The 22512-nt window shown below is 54.8% G+C and carries 24 protein-coding genes, 2 tRNA genes and 1 other RNA gene; 12 read left to right on the top strand and 15 right to left on the bottom strand.

Annotated features, from left to right (window positions below; all coding sequences use genetic code 11):
- Nucleotides 1-36 precede the first annotated feature (36 nt).
- From ABLU87_RS16690 to ABLU87_RS16675, 4 genes are all read right to left on the bottom strand, one after another.
- Nucleotides 37-173: non-coding RNA, RtT sRNA (locus ABLU87_RS16690), on the bottom strand.
- Nucleotides 174-219: 46 nt separating this feature from the next.
- Nucleotides 220-307: transfer RNA gene (locus tag ABLU87_RS16685), tRNA-Ser, on the bottom strand.
- 145 nt (nucleotides 308-452) lie between these two features.
- The gene (locus ABLU87_RS16680) at nucleotides 453-1130 is read right to left on the bottom strand and encodes an isochorismatase family protein (protein ID WP_014228814.1); all 678 of its coding nucleotides are present in this window, start codon (nucleotides 1128-1130) and stop codon (nucleotides 453-455) included.
- Nucleotides 1131-1150: 20 nt separating this feature from the next.
- Nucleotides 1151-2011: a pirin family protein gene (locus ABLU87_RS16675; protein WP_014228815.1), complete on the bottom strand. Its 861-nt coding sequence runs from the start codon at nucleotides 2009-2011 to the stop codon at nucleotides 1151-1153.
- A 114-nt stretch (nucleotides 2012-2125) separates the two neighbouring features.
- Here ABLU87_RS16675 and ABLU87_RS16670 point away from each other — a divergent pair, with 114 nt between their 5' ends.
- The gene (locus ABLU87_RS16670) at nucleotides 2126-3031 is read left to right on the top strand and encodes a LysR family transcriptional regulator (protein WP_014228816.1); all 906 of its coding nucleotides are present in this window, start codon (nucleotides 2126-2128) and stop codon (nucleotides 3029-3031) included.
- A gap of 348 nt (nucleotides 3032-3379) precedes the next feature.
- On the opposite strand, the gene ABLU87_RS16665 is transcribed toward ABLU87_RS16670, so the two are convergent.
- Nucleotides 3380-3467, bottom strand: a tRNA-Ser gene (locus ABLU87_RS16665).
- A gap of 268 nt (nucleotides 3468-3735) precedes the next feature.
- Between ABLU87_RS16665 and ghrA the strand changes: the two genes are divergently transcribed.
- From ghrA to ABLU87_RS16630, 7 genes are all read left to right on the top strand, one after another.
- Nucleotides 3736-4674 (top strand): glyoxylate/hydroxypyruvate reductase GhrA, encoded by a 939-nt coding sequence (ghrA, locus tag ABLU87_RS16660; protein ID WP_048261565.1) that lies wholly within the window; start codon nucleotides 3736-3738, stop codon nucleotides 4672-4674.
- Between the two features lie 85 nt (nucleotides 4675-4759).
- The gene (locus ABLU87_RS16655) at nucleotides 4760-5497 is read left to right on the top strand and encodes a phosphatase (RefSeq protein ID WP_116280410.1); all 738 of its coding nucleotides are present in this window, start codon (nucleotides 4760-4762) and stop codon (nucleotides 5495-5497) included.
- Nucleotides 5498-5519: 22 nt separating this feature from the next.
- Nucleotides 5520-6074 carry a molecular chaperone gene (locus tag ABLU87_RS16650; protein ID WP_025106901.1) on the top strand — a complete coding sequence of 185 codons (555 nt, stop codon included), beginning with the start codon at nucleotides 5520-5522 and terminating at the stop codon, nucleotides 6072-6074.
- Between the two features lie 103 nt (nucleotides 6075-6177).
- Entirely contained in the window at nucleotides 6178-6669 is a 492-nt protein-coding gene (locus ABLU87_RS16645) for a DUF1097 domain-containing protein (protein ID WP_014228820.1), read from the top strand.
- Nucleotides 6670-6958: 289 nt separating this feature from the next.
- Complete coding sequence (locus ABLU87_RS16640) at nucleotides 6959-7264, top strand: type 1 fimbrial protein (protein ID WP_014228821.1); 306 nt, start codon at nucleotides 6959-6961, stop codon at nucleotides 7262-7264.
- An 89-nt stretch (nucleotides 7265-7353) separates the two neighbouring features.
- Nucleotides 7354-7908, top strand: a complete 555-nt coding sequence (gene ymdB, locus ABLU87_RS16635; RefSeq protein WP_122117572.1) for an O-acetyl-ADP-ribose deacetylase — start codon at nucleotides 7354-7356, stop codon at nucleotides 7906-7908.
- A 46-nt stretch (nucleotides 7909-7954) separates the two neighbouring features.
- Nucleotides 7955-8545, top strand: coding sequence for a TetR/AcrR family transcriptional regulator (locus tag ABLU87_RS16630; RefSeq protein WP_004849849.1), 591 nt, complete (start codon nucleotides 7955-7957; stop codon nucleotides 8543-8545).
- 35 nt (nucleotides 8546-8580) lie between these two features.
- Here ABLU87_RS16630 and mdoC read toward each other — a convergent pair whose 3' ends face one another.
- Complete coding sequence (gene mdoC, locus ABLU87_RS16625) at nucleotides 8581-9741, bottom strand: glucans biosynthesis protein MdoC (protein ID WP_004849851.1); 1161 nt, start codon at nucleotides 9739-9741, stop codon at nucleotides 8581-8583.
- A 251-nt stretch (nucleotides 9742-9992) separates the two neighbouring features.
- Between mdoC and mdoG the strand changes: the two genes are divergently transcribed.
- The 3 genes from mdoG to ABLU87_RS16610 all read left to right on the top strand — a co-directional run bounded on the left by mdoG (nucleotide 9993) and on the right by ABLU87_RS16610 (nucleotide 14361).
- The gene (gene mdoG / locus ABLU87_RS16620) at nucleotides 9993-11546 is read left to right on the top strand and encodes a glucans biosynthesis protein MdoG (RefSeq protein ID WP_004101027.1); all 1554 of its coding nucleotides are present in this window, start codon (nucleotides 9993-9995) and stop codon (nucleotides 11544-11546) included.
- Nucleotides 11539-14067 (top strand): glucans biosynthesis glucosyltransferase MdoH, encoded by a 2529-nt coding sequence (gene mdoH / locus ABLU87_RS16615; RefSeq protein WP_014228826.1) that lies wholly within the window; start codon nucleotides 11539-11541, stop codon nucleotides 14065-14067. Before mdoG ends, mdoH begins: the two co-directional genes overlap by 8 nt.
- Nucleotides 14068-14133: 66 nt before the next feature.
- The gene (locus tag ABLU87_RS16610; protein WP_004849859.1) at nucleotides 14134-14361 is read left to right on the top strand and encodes a YceK/YidQ family lipoprotein; all 228 of its coding nucleotides are present in this window, start codon (nucleotides 14134-14136) and stop codon (nucleotides 14359-14361) included.
- On the opposite strand, the gene ABLU87_RS16605 is transcribed toward ABLU87_RS16610, so the two are convergent.
- The 3 genes from ABLU87_RS16605 to ABLU87_RS16595 all read right to left on the bottom strand — a co-directional run bounded on the left by ABLU87_RS16605 (nucleotide 14362) and on the right by ABLU87_RS16595 (nucleotide 17197).
- Nucleotides 14362-14748 (bottom strand): MysB family protein, encoded by a 387-nt coding sequence (locus tag ABLU87_RS16605; protein WP_004137236.1) that lies wholly within the window; start codon nucleotides 14746-14748, stop codon nucleotides 14362-14364.
- 91 nt (nucleotides 14749-14839) lie between these two features.
- Nucleotides 14840-16090: a multidrug efflux MFS transporter MdtG gene (gene mdtG, locus ABLU87_RS16600; protein WP_014228827.1), complete on the bottom strand. Its 1251-nt coding sequence runs from the start codon at nucleotides 16088-16090 to the stop codon at nucleotides 14840-14842.
- Between the two features lie 186 nt (nucleotides 16091-16276).
- The gene (locus ABLU87_RS16595; protein WP_004849864.1) at nucleotides 16277-17197 is read right to left on the bottom strand and encodes a Kdo(2)-lipid IV(A) acyltransferase; all 921 of its coding nucleotides are present in this window, start codon (nucleotides 17195-17197) and stop codon (nucleotides 16277-16279) included.
- Nucleotides 17198-17406: 209 nt separating this feature from the next.
- Here ABLU87_RS16595 and ABLU87_RS16590 point away from each other — a divergent pair, with 209 nt between their 5' ends.
- Nucleotides 17407-18471 carry a rhodanese-related sulfurtransferase gene (locus tag ABLU87_RS16590; protein ID WP_122117573.1) on the top strand — a complete coding sequence of 355 codons (1065 nt, stop codon included), beginning with the start codon at nucleotides 17407-17409 and terminating at the stop codon, nucleotides 18469-18471.
- Here ABLU87_RS16590 and ABLU87_RS16585 read toward each other — a convergent pair.
- From ABLU87_RS16585 to ABLU87_RS16560, 6 genes are all read right to left on the bottom strand, one after another.
- On the bottom strand, nucleotides 18457-18570 hold the full coding sequence (locus ABLU87_RS16585) for a YceO family protein (RefSeq protein ID WP_004101037.1): 114 nt from the start codon (nucleotides 18568-18570) through the stop codon (nucleotides 18457-18459). The genes ABLU87_RS16590 and ABLU87_RS16585 overlap by 15 nt on opposite strands.
- Before the next feature lie 73 nt (nucleotides 18571-18643).
- Nucleotides 18644-19762, bottom strand: a complete 1119-nt coding sequence (solA, locus tag ABLU87_RS16580; RefSeq protein WP_122117574.1) for an N-methyl-L-tryptophan oxidase — start codon at nucleotides 19760-19762, stop codon at nucleotides 18644-18646.
- Nucleotides 19763-19886: 124 nt separating this feature from the next.
- Entirely contained in the window at nucleotides 19887-20141 is a 255-nt protein-coding gene (gene bssS, locus ABLU87_RS16575; protein ID WP_004101039.1) for a biofilm formation regulator BssS, read from the bottom strand.
- 286 nt (nucleotides 20142-20427) lie between these two features.
- Nucleotides 20428-20673 carry a DNA damage-inducible protein I gene (gene dinI, locus ABLU87_RS16570; RefSeq protein ID WP_004101040.1) on the bottom strand — a complete coding sequence of 82 codons (246 nt, stop codon included), beginning with the start codon at nucleotides 20671-20673 and terminating at the stop codon, nucleotides 20428-20430.
- 72 nt (nucleotides 20674-20745) lie between these two features.
- Nucleotides 20746-21792, bottom strand: a complete 1047-nt coding sequence (gene pyrC, locus ABLU87_RS16565) for a dihydroorotase (RefSeq protein ID WP_014838079.1) — start codon at nucleotides 21790-21792, stop codon at nucleotides 20746-20748.
- Between the two features lie 122 nt (nucleotides 21793-21914).
- Entirely contained in the window at nucleotides 21915-22475 is a 561-nt protein-coding gene (locus tag ABLU87_RS16560) for a lipoprotein (RefSeq protein WP_004849873.1), read from the bottom strand.
- Between the last annotated feature and the right edge of the window lie 37 nt (nucleotides 22476-22512).

Here is a 22512-nt window from a genome sequence, read left to right as displayed (position 1 = left end):
AAAGCCCGTACTTGCGTACGAGCTCTTCTTAAAATATGGCGGTGAGGGGGGGATTGACTCGCTGCGCTCGCCCTCCGGGCAGATTCCTCGCAGGCTCGTCATCTGTCCAACTGGCTGTCGCCAGTTGTCGAACCCCGGTCGGGGCTTCTCATCCCCCCCGGCGGGGTGCTATATGCGAAAAAAAAAGCCCGTACTTGCGTACGAGCTCTTCTTAAAATATGGCGGTGAGGGGGGGATTCGAACCCCCGATACGTTGCCGTATACACACTTTCCAGGCGTGCTCCTTCAGCCACTCGGACACCTCACCATATTGTTTTGTCGCTCACCTTGGGTGGGCAACGGGGCGCTACTATAGGGAGTTGCGCTAAAACGGTCAAGCAGTATTTATGCTTTCGCTATCGTTCGGTTAAGCAATGAACACTGCCCCGCCGTAGCACGGCGGGGCAGTCATTTTAACGCTGTGAATCAAGCTGTTCGTTATTCTTCACCACGTCCTGAGCTTTGGCGTAGCTCTCAATCAGCAGCTGGTATGCCGGGAAGACCTTGGTATACACCTCGGCCCACTCAGCGGCATCCGGGCGATTCCAGGTGCGCTGCAGTTCAGAAGCAACCGCTGCGGTATCCATCGGCACGACGCCAGCCTGGACGACGCGGGCGAGGGTGATTTCCTGCGCCATCTTGCTATAGGTACCGGAAGCATCAATGACGGCAAAAACTTTATAGCCATCGGCGACGGCGGCAATGGACGGGAACGCCATGCAGACGCTGGTAATGGTACCGGCGATAATCAGCGTTTTACGCCCGGTTGCTTTTACTGCGGCAACAAATTCCGGGTTATCCCACGCGTTAATCTCTCCTTTACGCGCAATATATTGCGCATGGGGCGCGTTCGCATGAATCTCAGGGATCAGCGGGCCGTTTGGTCCCTGCGGCACTGACGCCGTGGTGATCACCGGGATCCCGGCTAATGAAGCCATCTTCGCCAGCGCGGCGGCGCGCGCCCGCAGCTCCGGCATCGGCATATCACCCACGGTCTGGAACAGACCGCTCTGGTGGTCAATCAGCAGCATGGCGGTATCATTGACATCAATAACCGGACGAGAACCATTAAAGTTAGCTGGGGTAGACATATTATTCACCTCATTCAGTATCAGATTTGGCCGAAGCGGCCGCTATTAAAATCACGAACCGCTTCCGCGATTTGTGCTTTGGTATTCATCACAAAGGGGCCATAGCCCACGATCGGCTCCTGCAGCGGTTCACCGGCCATCAGCAGTACTTTTGCGTTGCTACTGGCCGAGAGGTGGAGCGCTTCTCCTTTCTGGCTGAGCACCACCAGCTGACCCTCGCGGGCGCTACCCTCGCCGTTCACTACTACTTCACCTTCCAGAACGACCAGCGCCGTACTCCAGCCGGCAGGCTGATGCAGCGTGATTTCCTGGCTCTGGTTAAGCTGCAGGTCCCAGACGTTAAGCGGAGAAAACGTGTGCGCAGGGCCGACAATATCTTCGTAGCGCCCGGCAATAACCCGCATATGGCCCGCATTATTCGGCAGCTCAACGTCCGGAATCACATCAGCAGTGATGCTCTGGTATCCCGGCTGCGTCATTTTGTCTTTCGCCGGGAGGTTGACCCAGAGCTGAATCATTTTCAGCTCGCCGCCGGTACGGGTAAATTCCGCCGAGTGGAACTCTTCATGCAGGATCCCGGCGCCTGCGGTCATCCACTGCACATCGCCCGGTCCAATGACGCCGCCTCTGCCGGTAGAGTCACGATGTTCAACTTCGCCGGAATAGACCACGGTGACGGTTTCAAATCCGCGATGCGGATGTTCGCCGACGCCGCGTTTGCCTGTCCCCGCCGGGAAGTGATGGGGGCCTGCGTAGTCGAGCAGCAGGAAGGGGCTTAGCTGTTCGCCGTGAGTCTGGTAAGAGAACATTGAGCGAACCGGGAAACCATCGCCTACCCAGTGCTGTGAAGGCGCGGTGTAGATACCTGTAATTTGTTTCATGGTAGTCTCCTGAATAGCTGTTTCTGATGTGAATAAGCATATATTCGCCACTAATAGTCCGCTAGATAGCAAAAATGACCTATACTGTTCTAAAAATGGAACGATGGGGGAAGGATGCAGGATCTCAATGACTTAGCCTGGTTCGTACAGGTGATCGATCACGGTGGTTTTGCCGCGGCGGGCAGGGCGCTCGATCAACCCAAATCCAAGTTGAGCCGTCGTATCGCCCAGCTAGAAGAACGCCTCGGCGTCCGTTTGATTCAACGTACAACCCGGCAGTTTGCGGTAACGGAAGTTGGCCTGACCTTTTATCAGCACTGCAAAGCGATGCTGATCGAGGCGGAAGCGGCAGAACAGGCGGTGGAAACCCTGCGTTCCGAGCCGCGCGGGAGCGTAAAGCTGACCTGCCCGGTAACGCTATTGCATGCGCATATCGGGCCGATGCTGGCACGGTTTATGGTGCGCTATCCGGGCGTGAATCTGCAGCTGGAAGCGACTAACCGACGCGTTGATGTTGTTGGAGAGGGCGTCGACGTCGCGATTCGCGTACGTCCAAGGCCGATAGAAGATAGCGATCTGGTGATGCGTGTTCTGGCCGATCGCGGGCACCGTCTGGTCGCCAGCCCCCGGTTGGTGGAGCGGCAGGGGCAGCCTCAGGTTCCTTCAGCGCTAAGCGATTGGCCGGGGTTAAGCCTCGGGGCGGGCAAGCATCAGCATAAGTGGCAGTTGACCGGCCCGGAGGGGGCAAGGGCGGAAATCTACTTTACTCCCCGGCTGGTCACCACGGATATGCTGGCGCTCCGTGAAGCGGCCATTGCCGGCGTTGGGGTGGTACAGCTTCCTTTATTAATGGTGCGCGATCAGTTGGCCGCCGGAGAGCTGGTGGTTGTCCTCGATGAGTGGCAACCGCGCAGGGAGGTGATCCATGCGGTGTTTGCCTCTCGTCGCGGATTACTCCCCTCGGTCAGGGCGCTGGTGGATTTTCTCAGCGAAGAGTATCAGCGGATGGAAGAGGATTAGCATTTGCCACAATCCCGGCGGCGGCGCGATGCGCCTGTCCGGGCTCGGATTACCGGCGATCTGCGGCCCGGTAGCCCGGCTAAGCGCAGCGCAAGCCGGGAAGAAGCCACAGCAATACCACCTCACGGCATATTCCCCGGGTTGCGGCGTAAACGCCTTACCCGGGCTACGGACTATCGGCAATCTGCGGTACTGTAGCCCGGGCACGCGCATCGCGCCGCCCCCGGGAGAAGAGCATGGAGTAGAAGAATTTCCCGGAGGCGATGCTGCGCATCTGTCCGGGCTACCGGACGGGGTGCTATATGCGAAAAAAAAGCCCGTACTTGCGTACGAGCTCTTCTTAAAATATGGCGGTGAGGGGGGGATTCGAACCCCCGATACGTTGCCGTATACACACTTTCCAGGCGTGCTCCTTCAGCCACTCGGACACCTCACCATATTGTCTTTCCCGTTGTTGCCGGGAACGGGCGCTAATTTAGGGAAATACGTATCTCCCGTCAATCAACTTTTTTAAAAAATCGCGCGTTTAGCCAAACTTCAAGCAACTTGCTCCCTAAATGGGCGAAAATCGATTTTTTTATCGCCATTCCCTTTTTCGCACGCTCGGCGAATGAAATTTGCTATGCTGGCAATCCAATAGAAAACAACGAGTAAAACGCGACGCTAACCTAACCTGCCAGCAGCGTCGGCTATCAGGAGCCTTTATGGATATCATCTTTTACCACCCCACGTTCGACACCCCTTTCTGGATTACGGAACTGGAAAAACAGCTGCCCGGCTCGCGCGTCCGCGAGTGGAAACCCGGAGATAATCAACCCGCTGACTATGCGCTGGTCTGGCATCCGCCGGTAGAAATGCTCCAGGGCCGCCAGCTTAAAGCCGTCTTTGCCCTTGGCGCCGGCGTCGATTCAATCCTCAGCAAACTGCGGGAACACCCGGAAATGCTGCCGCTGTCAACTCCGCTGTTCCGTCTGGAAGACACCGGCATGGGGCTGCAGATGCAAGAATACGCGGTGAGCCAGGTGTTGCACTGGTTCCGTCGTTTTGATGACTATCAGGCATTAAAACAAGAGGCGCGGTGGCAGCCGCTGGAGGAGTATCAGCGTGAAGATTTCACCATCGGCATTATGGGCGCGGGCGTGCTTGGCGCGAAAGTGGCCGAAGCCCTGCAAAGCTGGGGTTTTCCGTTACGCATCTGGAGCCGCAGCCGCAAATCCTGGCCGCAGGTCACCAGCTTTGCCGGAGAAGAGGAGCTGAATGCGTTCCTCAACGGAACACGAGTGCTGATAAACCTGCTGCCCAACACGGCGGAAACCGTTGGAATTATTAATAGCGCGCGCCTGGCGCAGCTGCCGGATAACAGCTACGTGCTGAATCTGGCTCGCGGTGTTCATGTGGTGGAAGACGATCTGCTGGACGCGCTGAATAGCGGCAAGTTGAAAGGCGCGATGCTGGATGTGTACAGCCGCGAACCGCTGCCTGAAGCGAGCCCGCTTTGGCGGCATCCGCGAGTGGCGATGACGCCGCATGTTGCCGCCGTCACCCGGCCTCTGGAAGCCATGGCTTATATCGCCAAAACCATCGGTCAGTTAGAACGAGGTCAAACGGTCAGCGGGCAGGTCGATCGCCAGCTGGGATACTAAGCGACAGCCCCGCGTGAGCGGGGTTTTTGCTGATCACAGGCGCAGATTCCTGCTATTCTTGCCACAAACAGAGAAGGAGATTGTGATGTATCCTGTTGACCTGCACATGCATACCGTCGCCAGCACCCACGCCTACAGTACCCTGCACGATTATATTGCAGAAGCAAAGCGCAAGGGGATCAAACTCTTTGCTATTACCGACCACGGGCCCGATATGGCCGATGCGCCTCACTACTGGCATTTTATTAATATGCGTATCTGGCCGCGGCTGGTGGAGGGCATTGGTATCCTGCGCGGTATCGAAGCCAATATCAAAAATACCCAAGGCGAAATTGACTGTACCGGCCCGATGCTCAACTCGCTGGACCTGATCATTGCCGGTTTTCACGAGCCGGTGTTCCCTCCAAAGGATAAAGCAACGCATACCGAAGCGATGATCGCCACGATAGCGAGCGGCGCGGTGCATATCATTAGCCATCCGGGTAATCCTAAGTTTCCCGTTGATATCCCGGCCATTGCCGCGGCAGCGGCGAAGCACCACGTGGCGCTGGAAATCAATAACTCATCCTTTGTTTCGTCGCGCATTGGCAGCGAAGATAACTGCCGTGCCGTTGCCGCGGCCGTACGCGATGCCGGCGGCTGGGTTGCGCTGGGTTCGGATTCCCATACGGCATTCACGCTTGGTGAATTTAGCGAATGTCGCAAAATCCTCGATGCTGTTGATTTTCCGGAAGAGCGAATTCTTAACGTGACGCCGCGGCGTCTGCTTAATTTTCTTGAATCGCGTGGGATGCCTGCGATTCCTGAGTTTGCTGAACTTTAATTTGAATAACTGGAATAAATGAATGAACGAGTTTTCAATCCTCTGCCGCGTGCTGGGCTCTCTCTATTATCGTCAGCCGCAGGACCCGCTGCTGGTGCCGCTGTTTACCCTTATTCGCGAAGGGAAGCTGGCAGCGAGCTGGCCGCTGGAGCAGGATGAACTGCTGGAGCGTCTGCAAAAAAGCTGCGATATGCCGTCTCTGGCCGCCGAATACAACGCGCTGTTTGTCGGTGAAGAGTGCCGCGTGGCGCCTTACCGTAGCGCATGGGTAGAAGGCGCTACGGAAGCTGACGTTCGTACTTTCCTCAGCGCGCATGGTGTCCCCACGGGGGAGGGCGCGGCGGATCATTTAGGCTCCTTGCTGCTGGCCGCTTCGTGGCTGGAAGATCACGCGCCGGAAGATGAAAGCGACGTTCTGGAAACCCTTTTCGCTGAGTATATTCTGCCGTGGTGCGGCGAGTTCCTGGGCAAAGTTGAAGCCCATGCAACCACGCCGTTCTGGCGCGCCATGGCCCCGCTGACTCGTGAAGCCCTCTCCGCCATGTGGGATGAGCTGCAGGAAGAAAATGAGCAATAAATTGTGATTAAAGTCACAATTTAGTTGCAACAAAACATTCTGAATTTCATTTAGTGTGCTTTGTGTCGCATTTGACGGGCGCGTTTCTGCTATGATACGCGCCATGAACATACTCTTCGCAATCGCATTAACGACGGGCATTCTCTCCGGTATCTGGGGATGGGTGGCGGTCGCATTGGGTCTGCTGAGCTGGGCAGGTTTCCTCGGCTGTACGGCTTACTTTGCCTGTCCGCAAGGTGGGTTAAAAGGGCTGCTTATTTCGACCTGTACGGTCATGAGCGGCGTGGTGTGGGCGCTGGTGATTATTCACGGTAGCGCGCTGGCGCCGCAGCTGGAAGTGGTTAGCTATATCATGACCGGCGTCGTGGCGTTTTTGATGTGTATCCAGGCGCGTCAGCTGATTCTCTCTTTTGTGCCGGGTACTTTTATCGGCGCGTGTGCGACGTTTGCCGCCGGCGGCGACTGGCGTTTAGTTGTGCCTTCACTCGCGCTGGGCCTGGTATTTGGCTATGCCATGAAAAATAGCGGCCTGTGGCTGGCGACCCGGGCGGAGAAAAATAAATCTCTGGCTAATCAAAGTCGCGAATCTTTTTAACCTATCCCACTTTTCATCACCAAAGAGCCCGTCGGGCTCTTTGGCTGTTTTTGCTGCCAAGTATTACCTCATCATAAATCTTCCCGCCATTTTGTTTTTCCTTATATATCCGCAACTTTAACTGTACCGGGAGTTAGTGAATCGATTTTGTTAGCACATTTAAACAAATGATATTTTTTGTTTTTAAATTGTTAATATAATTAAATTGAAGTAAAAAAAATTAACTCGTCGCACTCATGGATGGCTGGTGCTCTTCAGTAGCTATACCGATATGCAGAGGAGTTTTATAATGAAAACAATTAGATATGCTTCGCTTGCAGCCCTGTTTATATTACCCTCGTTTATTAGCCCTGCGATCGCCGAACAGACCGTGGCTGGCGTCGTCCATTTTTACGGACGGGTGGTGGAAGCACCCTGCCAGCTCGATGCAATCAATAATCAGGTTATTATGGATTGCCCGCGGGCGGAGACGATTAAAATTTCCGCTCAGCAGCTTGAGAAAGGGAATATCCGCAACGAAAATATCCGTTCTGCGCAATTACGCTATATTAATCCGCAACGGACCCTCGCCATTCTGGATGTTGATTATCGGTAACCCTCTGCCCCCGGGCTTTCGCCCCGGGGGCTATCGTGCCATATTATCCTCCTGTATTCCTTTCAAGACGTATGCCGACAGGAGGAGAAATGTCTGTTCAACCTGAAGTGGTTCTCGGCGATATTACCAGGCTTGAGGTCGATGTTATCGTCAACGCGGCTAATCCGTCGCTGCTTGGCGGCGGCGGGGTGGACGGGGCGATTCACCGCGCGGCAGGGCCGGAACTGCTGGCTGCCTGCAAAGTTGTGCGGCAACAGCAGGGAGAGTGTCCGCCGGGCCATGCGGTGATTACGGCGGCAGGAAATCTGCCCGCCAGCGCGGTGATTCACGCCGTAGGGCCGGTCTGGCACGGCGGTGACAGGCAGGAGGCGGAATTACTGGCTGACGTTTACAAAAATAGCCTGCTGCTGGCCTCGGCAAATAATTACCGAACCATCGCATTTCCTGCTATCAGCACCGGCGTATATGGTTACCCTAAACAGGCCGCCGCGGAGATAGCCGTGCGGACGGTAACTGCCTTTCTCACTCGCTACAATCCGCTGGAGCGCGTTTATTTCGTTTGTTTTGATAGCGAAACCGCCGGCATCTATACCCAATTACTCGAGGCGAGTCGCGCGCAACTCGGCCATCAGAATAAGATATGATAGTTTCCTGCGAAGGTGGGAAACTATCATAACGGGAGAGTCATCGGTGACTGAAGGGAAGGTTCTACAAAAACAACGGCTTCGCCGGATGGAAATTGTTGCCGCGGCACAAAAATGTTTCGCGGAAAAGGGCCTGCATGGCGCCTCCGTAGCGGATATTGCGCGTCAGGCTGGCCTTAGCGTAGGCCAGCTATATCGCGTTTTCGCCAGCAAAGAAGAGATCATCGAAGTTATCGTCAGCGAGATCGTGAATGCCAGAGTGGGCGAAATGGTTGCCGGGAATCATGATTTAGCCCGCATGGCTTCAGTTTTAGCCGGCGTGCTCCCCGCGACCGAGTCTACGAAAAACGATAATTATCTGCTGATGGAAATTAACGCCGAGGCGTCCCGAAATCCGCGCCTGCGTGAAATTATGATCCAGGCCGATCGTCGCCTGAAAGAGGAGGGCGGGCGGCTTACCCGCCACTACCATCCTGAGATGACCGCGGAGCAAATTAGCGTCGCCTGCGAATTTATCGCGATATTAACGGAAGGGGCGGCATACCGTTGCGACCTGGCGACGGCTCCGACGGTAGATAAAGCGGCGATGGAGAGCCTGTACCGCGATGTCTTTCAGCTGTTGTTTGCGCAAAAATAGCGCTGCTTGTGCGTTCCACACAGCAGCGCCCTGTTTTAACTGGCGGAAATTTGCGGCTTAGCCGTCTTTTGCTGGAATTTTCCGGAAAAAAGAAAGCGCAACAGCGGTATCCGCAGATGAATTTCATACAGCACCAGTGCAATCCCGACAACAAAAACCAGCCCGGTGATAAATCCAAGGGTATTTGATTGAATGACCGGGGTTATCCATGCCCCGTAGAGCAGGGTCAGAGGGTGGTGCACCAGGTAGATAAATAGCGATGCGTTGACGAAGTAGGTCACCCGCGCGGACTGGAAATTTAACAAACGGTGGCCAAGCGAAAAGACCACGTTGACCATCCATAGCCCCAGCACCATCGTAATCACGTACTCCGTTTCGTACATCCAGCCATCGCCCGAGCCGTACTGCTGATTCAGTCGGTAGGCGATAAATCCCAGTAAAGCCGCCACAAAGCACCACGGCGAGGGAGTCGTGAACATCGTCTTCAGCCGCGCGTTAATAAACGTCTGGGCGCCCAGGATAAAGAAAGGCAGATAGAACAGCGTCTGCATCACGATAAAGTTGAACAGACCGTTGCTGAGAATGGGCGGATAGAGGATAAAAATAGTGCGGCGGATGACCGCGTACAGCACGCCCAGAGCGAGAAAAATCATCGACAGCTGGCCTAATGTGACGGTGTCACCAAAGGTGGGCGCAGCGGCAGAACGCGGTCGCGTCAGCCATTTGAACATCACCACGCCCAGCGACGTCAGGACCACCAGCACCAACAAAAACCACAGATGAGAGATCAGCTCCCAGGCGAGGGTGTTGAACTTGTCATAGCCTGACAGCGTATGCCAGTTATCCGCTTTACCGTTGACGTACTGCAGCATAATAAACTGCGGCAGGGTCAGGAGCGGGATCGCCGTTAACATGGGAATGCCGACGCGCTCAACGCGTACTTTCCACCATTTTTTCAGCGGATAGCGCAGAAAAAGCATGTAGGAAAAATAGCCGGAAATCACAAAGAAGACCTGCATGCGAAAGGCATGGATGAAGTCGTTAAATAACGTCAGCCACCACGAGGGCTCGGCGCTGTTAACATGCCAGCTGTGGCTGGAGTAAATGAGCGAAATGTGAAAAGGGATGCCCAATAGCATCAGCCAGGCGCGGATGCTATCGAAAAAATATTCACGCTGTACCGGAGTATTATTCATACAATATCACTACATTCTCAGACAATTCGTCTTATCACTCAACGTGATAACGTTTAAATTCTCTGCAACCCTACATGAACTCTGGTTAACTGTCTCCAGGATAAGCACGCAAAGTGCAAACGGGGCAGTAACTGTGTATTCCCTGTGCCGCGATGCCGAACAATGCAGGGATTATGTTGTCGGAATGCCTGAGTTTCCATTAAAATAGATCGGATCGATTTAAGCACACAAAGGGGGAAGTGCTTACTTATATGAAACATAAACCACAGATGATGAAAATGCGTTGGTTAAGCGCAGCCGTAATGTTGTCCCTGTGTACTTCATCTGCATGGGCATTCAGCATTGATGACGTCGCAAAAGAGGCACAAACGTTAGCCGGCAAAGGCTTTGAAGCGCCTAAAAGTAACCTGCCCTCTGCCTTCCGCGACATGAAGTATGCGGACTATCAGCAAATTCAGTTTAATCACGACAAAGCCTATTGGAATAATCTGAAAAGCCCGTTCAAGCTCGAGTTTTATCACCAGGGTATGTATTTCGATACGCCGGTCACCATTAATGAAGTGACGGCAACCAGCGTACGTAAAATTAAATATAGCCCGGACTATTTTAATTTTGGCAACGTTCAGCACGATAAAGACACGGTTAAAGACCTCGGTTTTGCGGGCTTTAAGGTTCTGTATCCGATCAACAGCAAAGACAAGAACGATGAGATCGTCAGCATGCTCGGAGCCAGCTATTTCCGCGTGCTCGGTCAGGGCCAGGTATATGGGCTTTCTGCCCGCGGACTGGCTATCGATACCGCGCTGCCGTCCGGAGAAGAGTTCCCGCGCTTCCGTGAGTTCTGGATTGAGCGTCCTAAAGCCACCGATAAACGCCTGACGATTTATGCGCTGCTTGATTCCCCGCGCGCAACCGGCGCCTATCGCTTTGTGATCATGCCCGGTCGCGATACCGTGGTGGACGTGCAGTCTAAGGTCTATCTGCGTGACAAAGTCGGTAAACTGGGCGTGGCGCCGTTGACCAGCATGTTCCTGTTCGGGCCGCATCAGCCGTCTCCGACCACCAACTACCGCCCGGCGCTGCACGACTCCAACGGGCTGTCCATTCTTGCCGGTAACGGTGAGTGGATCTGGCGTCCGCTCAATAACCCGAAACATCTGGCCGTCAGCAGCTACGCAATGGAAAACCCGCAGGGGTTTGGCCTGCTGCAGCGCGGCCGTCAGTTCTCGCGTTTTGAAGACCTCGACGACCGCTACGATCTGCGCCCAAGCGCGTGGATTACGCCGAAAGGTGATTGGGGTAAAGGGAAAATCGAACTGGTCGAGATCCCAACCAACGATGAAACCAACGATAACATCGTCACCTACTGGACGCCGGATCAGCTGCCGGAACCCGGCAAAGAGATGAACTTCAAATACACCATCACTTTCAGCCGTGACGAAGACAAACTGCATGCGCCGGATAACGCTTACGTTATGCAGACCCGCCGTTCTACCGGCGACGTCAAGCAATCGAATCTGATCCGCCAGCCTGATGGCACCATTGCCTTTATTGTCGATTTCACCGGCGCCGAGATGAAAAAGCTGCCCGCAGATACGCCAGTGACTGCCCAGGCCAGCATCGGCGATAACGCTGAAATCGTCGAAAATACCGTGCGCTACAACCCAGTAACGAAAGGCTGGCGTATGATCCTGCGCGTCAAAGTGAAAGATCCTAAGAAAACCACGGATATGCGCGCAGCCCTGGTCAATACCGACCAGACGCTGAGCGAAACCTGGAGCTATCAGCTGCCTGCCAATGAATAAGATAACGAAGTACATCGACGCATTGCCGCTGTCGGATGCAGAAAAACGCGCGTTACCTGACGCAAGTCTGCAGGCCGTACATCAAGCACTGGACGCTGAACATCACGTTTACCACCGCGAAGACGACTCCCCGCTGGGGTCGGTAAAATCGCGGCTGGAGCACAGCTGGCCAGATTCACTGGCCGGTAACCAGCTGGTTAAGGATGACGAAGGGCGCACTCAGCTCAACGCCATGCCGAAAGCAAAACGCTCCTCCATGTTTCCGGACCCCTGGCGGACTAACCCGGTCGGGCGCTTCTGGGATCGGCTGCGCGGACGCGACGTGACGCCGCGCTATCTTTCTCGCCTGAGCCAGGAAGAGCAGGAGAGCGAGCAGAAATGGCGTACCGTCGGCTCTATCCGCCGCTACATTCTGCTGCTGCTGACGCTGGCGCAGACCGTGGTGGCGACGTGGTACATGAAAACCATTTTGCCCTACCAGGGCTGGGCGCTGATTAACCCGGCGGATATGGTGGGGCAGAACCTGTGGATCTCCTTTATGCAACTGCTGCCCTATGTGCTGCAGTCGGGGATCCTGATCCTGTTCGCCGTGCTTTTTTGCTGGGTCTCAGCGGGGTTCTGGACCGCGCTGATGGGCTTCCTGCAGCTGCTCATCGGGCGTGATAAGTACAGTATCTCAGCCTCGACCGTCGGCAATGAGCCGTTGAACCCGGAGCATCGCACGGCGCTGATCATGCCGATCTGCAACGAAGACGTTGACCGCGTATTCGCGGGCCTGCGTGCGACCTGGGAGTCGGTAAAGGCCAGCGGCAACGCCGAGCACTTTGATGTCTATATCCTGAGCGATAGCTACAATCCGGATATCTGCGTGGCAGAGCAAAAGGCGTGGATGGAGCTCATTGCCGAAGTGCAGGGCGAAGGGCAGATCTTCTATCGCCGCCGCCGCCGCCGCGTGAAGCGCAAAAGCGGTAACATTGATGACTTCTGCCGCCGTTGGGGTAGCCAGTATAGCTACATGGTGGTGCTGGATGCCGACTCCGTCATGAGCGGTGAGTGCCTGAGCGGCCTGGTGCGCCTGATGGAAGCGAACCCGAATGCCGGTATCATCCAGTCATCGCCTCGCGCGTCGGGCATGGATACGCTGTATGCTCGCTGTCAGCAATTTGCCACCCGCGTCTACGGCCCGCTGTTTACCGCCGGGCTGCACTTCTGGCAGCTGGGTGAGTCGCACTACTGGGGACACAACGCCATTATCCGGGTGAAACCGTTTATTGAGCACTGTGCCCTCGCGCCGCTGCCGGGTGAGGGTAACTTCGCGGGTTCCATTCTGTCGCACGACTTCGTCGAAGCCGCATTGATGCGTCGCGCCGGATGGGGGGTCTGGATTGCTTACGATCTCCCCGGATCTTATGAAGAGCTGCCGCCGAACCTGCTGGACGAGCTGAAACGCGATCGCCGCTGGTGTCAGGGGAACCTGATGAACTTCCGCCTGTTCCTGGTTAAAGGGATGCACCCGGTTCACCGCGCGGTGTTCCTGACCGGCGTGATGTCATACCTGTCGGCGCCGCTGTGGTTTATGTTCCTTGCGCTCTCAACTGCCCTGCAGGTGGTGCATGCGTTGACCGAACCGCAGTACTTTCTGCAGCCGCGGCAGCTGTTCCCGGTCTGGCCGCAGTGGCGTCCGGAGCTGGCCATTGCCCTGTTTGCTTCCACCATGGTGCTGCTGTTTCTGCCGAAGCTGCTGAGTATTATCCTGGTGTGGTGTAAAGGGCCAAAAGAGTACGGCGGATTTATCCGCGTGACCCTTTCTCTGCTGCTGGAGGTGCTCTTTTCGGTGCTGCTGGCGCCGGTGCGTATGCTGTTCCATACCGTGTTTGTGGTCAGCGCGTTCCTCGGCTGGGAAGTGGTGTGGAACTCGCCGCAGCGTGATGACGACTCTACCCCGTGGGGCGAAGCGTTTATGCGTCACGGCTCGCAGATGCTGTTGGGTCTGGTCTGGGCGGTGGGCATGGCATGGCTGGATCTGCGCTTCCTGTTCTGGCTGGCGCCGATTGTGGTGTCGCTGATTCTGTCGCCGTTCGTGTCGGCTATTTCCAGCCGCGCCACCATCGGCCTGCGCACTAAACGCTGGAAGCTGTTCCTGATCCCGGAAGAGTACTCCCCGCCGCAGGTGCTTAAAGATACTGACGCTTACCTGACGCTTAACCGTCAGCGTTCGCTGGACGACGGCTTTATGCATGCGGTATTTAACCCGTCGTTTAACGCGCTGGCAACGGCGATGGCCACCGCGCGCCACCGTCACGGGCATATTCTGGATATCGCCCGCGAACGTCACGTTGAGCAGGCGCTGAACGAGACGCCGGATAAACTAAACCGCGATCGTCGTCTGGTATTGCTGAGCGACCCGGTCACGATGTCACGCTTGCACTATCGCGTGTGGGCCGCACCGGAGAAATACTCTTCGTGGGTCGGCGCCTATCAGCAACTGACGTTGAATCCGCTGGCGTTAAAAACGAAGTAAGCCGTACGTTAAGGAAAATACCGGCAATGGTGCCGGTATTTTTTTACCTGAAAATCGAGGTTGTTGATGAGAGTTTTACTGGTTATCGCAATGACGCTGTTTCTCAGCGGCTGCGGGAGTATTATCAGCCGCACAGTGCCTGGCCAGGGCCATGGAAACCAGTACTATCCCGGCGTTCAGTGGGATGTTCGTGATTCAGCATGGCGCTATATCACTATTCTCGATCTGCCCTTTTCGCTGGTGTTTGATACGCTACTGCTGCCGCTTGACGCCAGCCATGGCCCCTATAACTAATTAGCGTTCATCCCATTCATCGGCGGCAGCCTGGCCCTCCTCGGTATCGAGAGAGGGTTCAAGCTGAAACTCGCCTTCATCCCATTCATGCAGCGTGTTTTCTTCCAGCCACTCCTGGCGAAGCTCAATCTCATCATAATCGCCGTCAAAGACGCTCTGCGCAGCCTGACCGCTGAGGACCGGCAGACATTCGCCCTGTTCATCCTCGTCGGCGAAAAATTCGGCCTGCCAGGCAATATCACCGTCCTGGAGTACGTACTTCTGGATATTTAGCTGCTCAATGCTGGCGCTCTCTTCGTCGCTATCGGGATTATTAGCCAGAAACTCCTCGCGGGCTGCATCGATTGCTTCTTCAAGCGTGGCATAGAACATCGAATCCTTTGGCATGGCTAACCTCCTAAGATGAATAGAAATGAACACGATTCAATCTATAGAAGGCGGTTGGCAATGCGTCAAGGAGGTGAACGCCACACGGACATTAATTTACCGAATGCGTGCCGGAACCCGGATTGTCCGTTGCCCGGGGGCGGCGGGAGCGACCGAGGGTCAGGGTCGAGTAGACCGCATTGAACAGCACCACACCGGCGGTGACTAAAAAGACTGCCCGGAAGCCGTAGTTGGCGGAAACCGATGCGCCGATGAGCGGGCCCGTGACGTTGCCGATATCGCGGAACGACTGGTTATAGCTGAATATTCTGCCCGAGATTTGGCTGGTGGAGTTGTACACCAGCAGCGTTTGCACTGCCGGCAGCAGCGCGCCGTCGGCGGCGCCTAACAGGAAGCGCAGGATCCCCAGCTGCAGCGGCGTCTGGACAAACGACATGGGAATCAGGAGCAGGACAGAAATCACCAGCGCAACGATCAGGATCTTTTCCGGACCGATACGGTCGCCGAGTTTACCGAGGCGAGGGGCGCTAAGCAGGGCGGCAATACCGGGGACTGAAGCTATCATGCCGCTGATAAACGCAATATTACTGACGTTGCCGGCGAGATCGCGCACGTAAAGCGTCAAAATCGGCGCGATAGAACCGGTAGCCACCTGGATAATCAGCGATGTCACAAACAGACTCAGCACCAGCTTCGGATTTTTAAGCGACGTGAAAACGTCTTTCGCGCTGAGCATCTCTTTTTTACTGACGGCGACAAAATTTTCGCGGATGAGAAAAAGGGTAAATAAGAAACAAATAAACAGCACGCCTGCCGTCATAAAGAAGACGGTACGCAATCCCCAGTGATCGGCCAGGAAACCGCCGGCCAGCGGCCCCAGCAGCGCGCCGCTGACCGCCCCGGTAGAGAGAGTCCCCAGCGCCCAGCCGCTCTTATGACGGGGAATTTGCGTCGCTATCAGCGCATTGGCGTTAGGAATAAATCCGCCGAGCAGACCTAACAGCGCGCGCAGGATCAGAAACTGCCAGATATTCTGCGCCAGGCCCATCAGCAGCATAACGATTGCCATACCGAGGGCCGAGCGCAGCAGCATAATTTTGCGCCCTTTGCGGTCCGCGAGACCGCCCCAGAAGGGGGAGGCCACGGCGGAAAATAAAAAGGTAATGCTGAAAACCAGCCCTGACCACATATTGAGGGCGCTATGGCCGGTTACGCCGAGTTGTTCGACGTAGAGCGGGAGGAACGGCATCACCAGGCTAAAGGCGGCGCCGGTTAAAAAGCAGCCGAGCCAGGTGACGGTGAGATTACGTTTCCAGTTAATGGGGGTATCAGCAGAGGGCATAGGATTCCACTGGCCTGCCACGCAGGTCAAATAATTGAAAATATGAGCCTGCTAATTATGCGCCTGAGAAATGGTTGCCGCAATGGAGGAGAGCTTTTAAAGCTAAAGGAGGGCTCTGAACGGTGGGGCTTACCCCGCATCCGGATTCAGATGCGGAGTCATTGCGCGACCGCGCGCCGGGAGGCGCTAGTAACGAGAAGGAACGCCTTCAGGACGCGTTTTAAAGCGGCGATGCATCCACATATACTGTTCCGGCGCCATCAATATGCACTTCTCTACCACTTTGTTCATCCAGACGGCGGTAGTCTCCGCATCGTCCAGCGGCGGATCGCACTCCGGCGGCAGGATAATCAGCTCATAGCCTTTACCGTCCGGTTTACGGCGCGGCACGAACGGCACAACGCAGGCTTTAGACATCTTTGCCAGCATCCAGGTGCCCGAGGTGGTCGCGGCCTGGTCAACGGCGAAAAACGGCACAAATACGCTGGCGGCCGGGCCATAGTCGTGATCCGGCGCATACCAGATCACTTCACCCTTTTTCAGCGCGCGGATCATGCCTTTCAGATCCTTACGATCGATCATGTCTTTGTTGGAGCGCAGGCGTCCCCAGGTCTGCAGCCAGTCGATAACCGGGTTATCGTTTGGACGATAAACGCCAATGCCCGGCTCGTTGATACCGAACATGCGCGCGCCCATCTCCAGCGTGAGGAAATGAATGCCAATCAGCAAAATGCCGCGCTTTTGCGCCTGAACATCACGGATATGCTCGACGCCGATGGAGTCAGTCCAGCGCGCAATACGCTTCGTCGGCCAGAACCAGGCCATGCCGGTTTCCATTAACCCCATGCCAACGGATTCAAAGTTTGCCACGACCATGCGGTGACGCTCTTGTTCGCTCTTATCGGGAAAACAGAGCTCCAGATTCCGGTTGGCTATTTTGGCCCGGCGCTTCATTAGCCGCATGGCGAGGCGGCCAAGACCGGTTCCGAGGCGATAAATCAGCGGATAAGGCAGCTGAACAACCAACCAGAGCAGGCCGATCCCGAGCCAAAGCAACCAGTAACGCGGGTGCAGCAACGCTGCGGAAAATTTAGGTAAATGGGTCATCTCATACCTGTTTAATTAAGCAACGTGTTCTATTATCGCATTTTTTTATGCCTCAGCCAAAATACCGGCCGCAGATGGCATTTAATGTTAACGCAAGCAAATATGGGTGAGAAAAATGTAGCGCAAAATGTGGGGATGTAAATTAAGCGTGTTTGCTATATGATGCCCGCCGTTTATTTTACTCATTGACTATGCCGAGCAGGTACACCATGCCAGTGTTACATAACCGCATTTCAAATGAGACGTTAAAGGCGCAAATGTTGGCTGAGACCGAGCCGCGCACGACGATCTCGTTTTATAAATATTTCACTATTATCGACCCAAAAGCCACGCGCGATGCGCTGTGGATTGCGTTGACTAAGCTGAACGTTTTTGGCCGAATTTATCTGGCTCACGAAGGTATTAACGCGCAAATTAGCGTTCCGCAAAGCCGGGTCGATGCGCTGCGCGAATTCTTATACGCTTTTGATCCCGCCCTGAATGGCCTGCGCCTGAATATCGCCCTCGATGATGACGGTAAATCCTTCTGGGTTCTGCGTCTCAAGGTACGCGATCGGATCGTCGCGGATGGGATTGACGATCCGACGTTTGATGCATCGGACGTGGGCGATTATTTAAAGGCTGCGGAAGTCAACGCGATGCTGGACGACCCGGATGCGGTCTTTATTGATATGCGTAACCATTACGAATATGAGGTCGGCCATTTCGAGAACGCGCTGGAGATCCCGGCGGATACGTTTCGCGACCAGCTGCCGAAGGCCGTTGAGATGATGCAGGAACATAAAGATAAAAATATCGTGATGTACTGCACCGGCGGTATCCGCTGCGAAAAAGCCAGCGCGTGGATGAAGCACAATGGGTTCACTAAGGTCTCGCATATTGAGGGCGGGATTATCGAATACGCGCGACGCGCGCGCGAACAGGGGCTGCCGGTTCGCTTTGTCGGTAAGAACTTTGTATTCGATGAGCGTATGGGAGAGCGTATCTCAGATGATGTTATCGCCCATTGCCATCAGTGCGGCGCTCCCTGCGACAGCCATACCAACTGCCTGAACGATGGTTGCCACCTGCTGTTTATTCAGTGTCCTGCCTGCGCGGAGAAATTCGCCGGCTGCTGTAGCGAAGCCTGCATGAAAGAGCATAAGCTGCCGGAAGAGGAGCAGCGAAAACTGCGCGCCGGCCGCGAGAATGGCAATAAGATCTTTAATAAATCTCGCGGTCGGTTGAATACGAAGCTGGGGATCCCGGATCCTGAGCCTTCAGAAAAACCATAGCCAGATAAGATCGATAAACGCCAGCAGAAGCCACAGCGCCAGATAAATCATAAAATGTTCGCGGACGTTGTTAACCAGTAATTCGAACAGGCGACGCATCATCTCTCTCATCATTCACGGCCTCAAGCGAGGCCGTTTCTTTAGCGTGGTTGTCAGGTTGTACGGCGGGCGATTATTTCTTAAACCGCGCCAGTGAAAACGGGGATAGATCAAACCCAAAGGGTTCTTCAAGCGCGAACCGTGTGGCCAGTTCACCGAGTACCGGTGCGAACTTAAAGCCGTGTCCGCTCAGGCCGGTAATCAATAGCGTATCCGGCTGGCCGGGCAGCGTATCAATGATAAAGTCCTCGTCGGCGGTGTTGTCATAGGTACAGGATGCGCCATGCAGGCAGCCGCCGATACCGGGCAACACATTACGCAAGAAGCTAAAAGCTTCAGAGCCGTCCGTTGCAACGGCACCAAACGGCTTACGTTCTTCCGGCGTGGAAATAGGCTGCCCGCCGTTATGCTTGCCGATTTTCAATTCGTTATCTTCTGCCGGGAAACCGTAAAACTGATCGCCATTCGCTAACTCACCGGTAAACGCCGGGAAATTATTTTTGCTGCTGTAGCGGCCATCCGCCTGAAACCAGGCGAAAATTTTACGTACCGGCTGGACAGGGAGTTCTGGCATCAGCCGGGTAACCCAGGTACCGGCGCTAACCAGCAGTTTTTTGCCGCTGTACTCACCATCAAGCGTCTCGACGGTTACGCCGTTCGGCGCGTGGTGAATGGCCGATACCGGGCAGTTGAAGAGCTGTGCGGCGCCCGCTTCGCGTGCCAGACGGATCCAGCTTTCAACGGCCAGTTCGCTGCGCAGTATGCCGGATGCGGGTTCAAATATCGCCCGATAATCATCAGGAATACGAATTTCCGGCCAGCGAGTCATCACCGTCTGCGCATCCATTTCTTCGATATTGAGCTGGAACTCGCGCGCGCTGCTGGCAACATTGCGCAGAAAGTCGGAGCCGGCAGGCCCGAGGTTAATCACTCCTGTACGTTCAAAGACGGCTTCACCGCTGGCGGCGGCAAACTCATCCCATAGCTGTTGCGCGCGCAGTACCAGGGGGACATATCTTTCGCCTTCGCCATAGGCGTGACGAATGAGGCGGGTACTGCCGTGATGGCTGCCTTCCTGATGCGGCGGCTGATGGGCATCAATCATCAGTACGTTGAGCCCTGCCTGCCGCGCATAATAGCCTGCGGCAGCGCCGACCGAGCCGCTACCGATAATGATAAGATCGTATTGCATGGTGGGTTCCAGGTTATTGCTTTATTAGCAGGGTAATTAACAACCTGCTGTTATACAAGCCCGAAAATAATTCAGGCACCCGAGGGTGCCTGTTAAGTGAATATTCTGACATTAGCGCTAAATTTTAATGCCTTCGATACTCATTTTCCTGGTATTCGCCAGATTCAATCTTCGCAATACCTGCTTCCAGAATCGAAATAAACTGACGTGCAACGTCCGTCGTTAGCCATAGCGTCTGGCCAATCTCTGCGTCTCTACTGCTTTCTTGAGCGGGGTTTTGGTAGTGCAGGCGCAACATCAGCGCATCGTAACTATCAACGGTGCTGATGTCCCATCCGACGAGGGGATGGGTCTGGATGACTTCATTATTCTTTTCCATCATAACCCCTTATTCATATGTTAAAAGACAACAGTTCTCGAGGTTTAATGCATGTTTTTTGAAGCAAGTTAATTATATCAGTAGTCAAGAATAAACTCGAGAAATTAAATGAAATAGAGATACATACGCGCCCATTTGCTGATTTTTTAGGCAAATCAGGGAGGGTTAATTGTTATTTATGAAGGTGCTAAGGAAAAGCAATAGGGGAGAGTCTGACTATGAAAAAAATAAAAAAGCCGGGGCGACCCGGCAAAAAATTGCACAATGAGGGAGCAAATTTAATTGACTAGTCGCGGACAAACCAGTCGTCAGCGCTTTCCCAGGTTTCTTGCAGGATTTCGCTAATCCGGTCTTTGTCTTCTTTCAGGCCGCCGATAACCGACAGATTGTTATTAGCCGCGTACCGAACCGTTACCTGACTTGAGGTAGAGGGAAACTGCTGTTCGATACGACGCGAGAGTTCATTGTTCAGCGCATCTAAGGCGCCGTTGGGTAAGGCTGTTGATTTGGCGATAGAGACTTCAATACGCATAATTGCCCCCTGGATAATGTACTGTTTATTTATACAGTACACTCTGAAGATTTACAACAGGGGGCAGGCTATTTATTTTTTCATCGTCCAGCGCACGGTTTCCCCGGCAAGGAACGGCACCAGCGCGTCGCCTGGCAGGGCGATACTCTCGACCACCTGGCTCTCTTCGCGCACCAGCTCCACGTAGCCCTCATTGACCGGCAGGCCATAGAAGCGGGGGCCGTTAAGCGAACAGAAGGCTTCAAAGTGTTGCAGGGCGTTCATCTCCTCAAATACCGTGGCGTAGCTGCCCAGCGCGGTCGGCGCGTTAAAACAGCCTGCGCATCCGCAGCTGGCTTCCTTACGATGGCGGGCATGGGGAGCGGAATCCGTGCCGAGGAAAGCGCGGTCAAAACCGCTGGCAACCAGTTCGCGCAGCGCTTGCTGGTGAATATTGCGTTTCAGGATCGGCAGGCAATAAAGGTGGGGACGCACGCCGCCAACCAGCATATGGTTACGGTTGAACATCAGGTGCTGCGGGGTGATGGTGGCCGCCAGCAGCTCGTTACCGTCGCGTACGTATTCAGCGGCATCTTTGGTCGTGATGTGTTCGAAGACCACCTTCAGGCCGGGCAGGCGCTGACGCAGCGGCTCCATGACCGTTTCAATAAAGCGCGCTTCCCGGTCAAAAATATCGATATCAGCATGGGTGACCTCACCGTGAACCAGCAGAGGCATCCCCAGCTTTTCCATGCGTTCCAGCACCGGCATAATGGCATCCGTACTGGTGACGCCGTGGCTGGAGTTGGTGGTGGCGTTGGCCGGATAGAGCTTGGCGGCAGTGAATACGCCTTCGTTAAATCCGCGCTCCAGCTCAGCCGGGTCGAGCGTATCCGTCAGATAGCAGGTCATCAGCGGCGTAAAATCATGGCCCGCAGGGATCGCATCAACGATACGCTGGCGATAGGCGAGGGCGGCTTCGACGGTAGTGACAGGCGGTACCAGGTTTGGCATCACGATTGCCCGGCCATAAAATTCACTGGTATAAGGCACGACGGTTTTTAACATATCGTCATCGCGCAGATGGATATGCCAGTCATCAGGGCGGCGGATTTTCAATACCTGGGATTGTGCTGTCATGGAAGGCTCCGGCTAATAGGTTCAGTCATCAGGGCTGTTTTTGCCGGGCACTAAGGATAAGCGTAAACGTTTTCCTTTGCATCAACTTCCGTAAAAAATCGGGCGCTTCAGCGCCCGAGCCATCAGTTGGTGAACGGGATAATAATCTCGCCGGGCTTCACTTCAATCCCTTTAGCATACTTTTTCGCCAGCGCTTCACCGGTGCTGGCATCCTCGCGCAGGACGTAGGCAGGCTGCTGATTGAAGTAGCTACGCAGGGACTGATTCAGGTAAGGGATCAGCGTCTGTACGACAGACTGGAGCTTTTCCGGCTGAACTTTAGCATCGACGACTTCCATCTCCTGCAGGAAAATGGCCCCCTTTTCTTTATTGAAAGCCGGCAGCGCTTTGAGCTTCAGATCGATGGTCGCTTTCTGGTTCCCGAAAAGTGAATTCAGATCTAAATTGGCCACGCCGCTTAACGTGACTTTGTTTGGTTCTTCACGGCCAATAGCGCTGGTAAGATTTTGCAGTTCAATATGGGCATCCGCTACGCCTGGCAGGCCAATATCCTTAGCGAAGTGGTTACGTTTCTGCAGCGCCTGATTGATTTCCTGCTCGCTCACGGAATATTGCGTGAGCTGATTACAGGCGCTAAGCAGGCCACTAACGATAAGCGCGGCCGCAATAAACATCTTTTTCATTGGATTCCTTAATGTCATGCCATGGGTTCATCCTGAC

It is taken from the genome of Klebsiella sp. CB_Kp196, from assembly GCF_040061575.1.
GTDB classification, from domain to species: domain Bacteria; phylum Pseudomonadota; class Gammaproteobacteria; order Enterobacterales; family Enterobacteriaceae; genus Klebsiella; species Klebsiella michiganensis.
Note: the sequence above shows the minus strand (reverse complement) of the source record. Positions and strands in the feature narration are given on the sequence as shown.

Bases quoted from the DNA above. Each gene is read 5' to 3' on its own strand.
- ABLU87_RS16680 (WP_014228814.1), bottom strand. From the start codon at position 1,130: ATGTCTACCCCAGCTAACTTTAATGGTTCTCGTCCGGTTATTGATGTC.
- ABLU87_RS16675 (WP_014228815.1), bottom strand. From the start codon at position 2,011: ATGAAACAAATTACAGGTATCTACACCGCGCCTTCACAGCACTGGGTA.
- ABLU87_RS16670 (WP_014228816.1), top strand. From the start codon at position 2,126: ATGCAGGATCTCAATGACTTAGCCTGGTTCGTACAGGTGATCGATCAC.
- ghrA (WP_048261565.1), top strand. From the start codon at position 3,736: ATGGATATCATCTTTTACCACCCCACGTTCGACACCCCTTTCTGGATT.
- ABLU87_RS16655 (WP_116280410.1), top strand. From the start codon at position 4,760: ATGTATCCTGTTGACCTGCACATGCATACCGTCGCCAGCACCCACGCC.
- ABLU87_RS16650 (WP_025106901.1), top strand. From the start codon at position 5,520: ATGAACGAGTTTTCAATCCTCTGCCGCGTGCTGGGCTCTCTCTATTAT.
- ABLU87_RS16645 (WP_014228820.1), top strand. From the start codon at position 6,178: ATGAACATACTCTTCGCAATCGCATTAACGACGGGCATTCTCTCCGGT.
- ABLU87_RS16640 (WP_014228821.1), top strand. From the start codon at position 6,959: ATGAAAACAATTAGATATGCTTCGCTTGCAGCCCTGTTTATATTACCC.
- ymdB (WP_122117572.1), top strand. From the start codon at position 7,354: ATGTCTGTTCAACCTGAAGTGGTTCTCGGCGATATTACCAGGCTTGAG.
- mdoC (WP_004849851.1), bottom strand. From the start codon at position 9,741: ATGAATAATACTCCGGTACAGCGTGAATATTTTTTCGATAGCATCCGC.
- mdoG (WP_004101027.1), top strand. From the start codon at position 9,993: ATGAAACATAAACCACAGATGATGAAAATGCGTTGGTTAAGCGCAGCC.
- mdoH (WP_014228826.1), top strand. From the start codon at position 11,539: ATGAATAAGATAACGAAGTACATCGACGCATTGCCGCTGTCGGATGCA.
- ABLU87_RS16610 (WP_004849859.1), top strand. From the start codon at position 14,134: ATGAGAGTTTTACTGGTTATCGCAATGACGCTGTTTCTCAGCGGCTGC.
- ABLU87_RS16605 (WP_004137236.1), bottom strand. From the start codon at position 14,748: ATGCCAAAGGATTCGATGTTCTATGCCACGCTTGAAGAAGCAATCGAT.
- mdtG (WP_014228827.1), bottom strand. From the start codon at position 16,090: ATGCCCTCTGCTGATACCCCCATTAACTGGAAACGTAATCTCACCGTC.
- ABLU87_RS16595 (WP_004849864.1), bottom strand. From the start codon at position 17,197: ATGACCCATTTACCTAAATTTTCCGCAGCGTTGCTGCACCCGCGTTAC.
- ABLU87_RS16590 (WP_122117573.1), top strand. From the start codon at position 17,407: ATGCCAGTGTTACATAACCGCATTTCAAATGAGACGTTAAAGGCGCAA.
- ABLU87_RS16585 (WP_004101037.1), bottom strand. From the start codon at position 18,570: ATGCGTCGCCTGTTCGAATTACTGGTTAACAACGTCCGCGAACATTTT.
- solA (WP_122117574.1), bottom strand. From the start codon at position 19,762: ATGCAATACGATCTTATCATTATCGGTAGCGGCTCGGTCGGCGCTGCC.
- bssS (WP_004101039.1), bottom strand. From the start codon at position 20,141: ATGGAAAAGAATAATGAAGTCATCCAGACCCATCCCCTCGTCGGATGG.
- dinI (WP_004101040.1), bottom strand. From the start codon at position 20,673: ATGCGTATTGAAGTCTCTATCGCCAAATCAACAGCCTTACCCAACGGC.
- pyrC (WP_014838079.1), bottom strand. From the start codon at position 21,792: ATGACAGCACAATCCCAGGTATTGAAAATCCGCCGCCCTGATGACTGG.
- ABLU87_RS16560 (WP_004849873.1), bottom strand. From the start codon at position 22,475: ATGAAAAAGATGTTTATTGCGGCCGCGCTTATCGTTAGTGGCCTGCTT.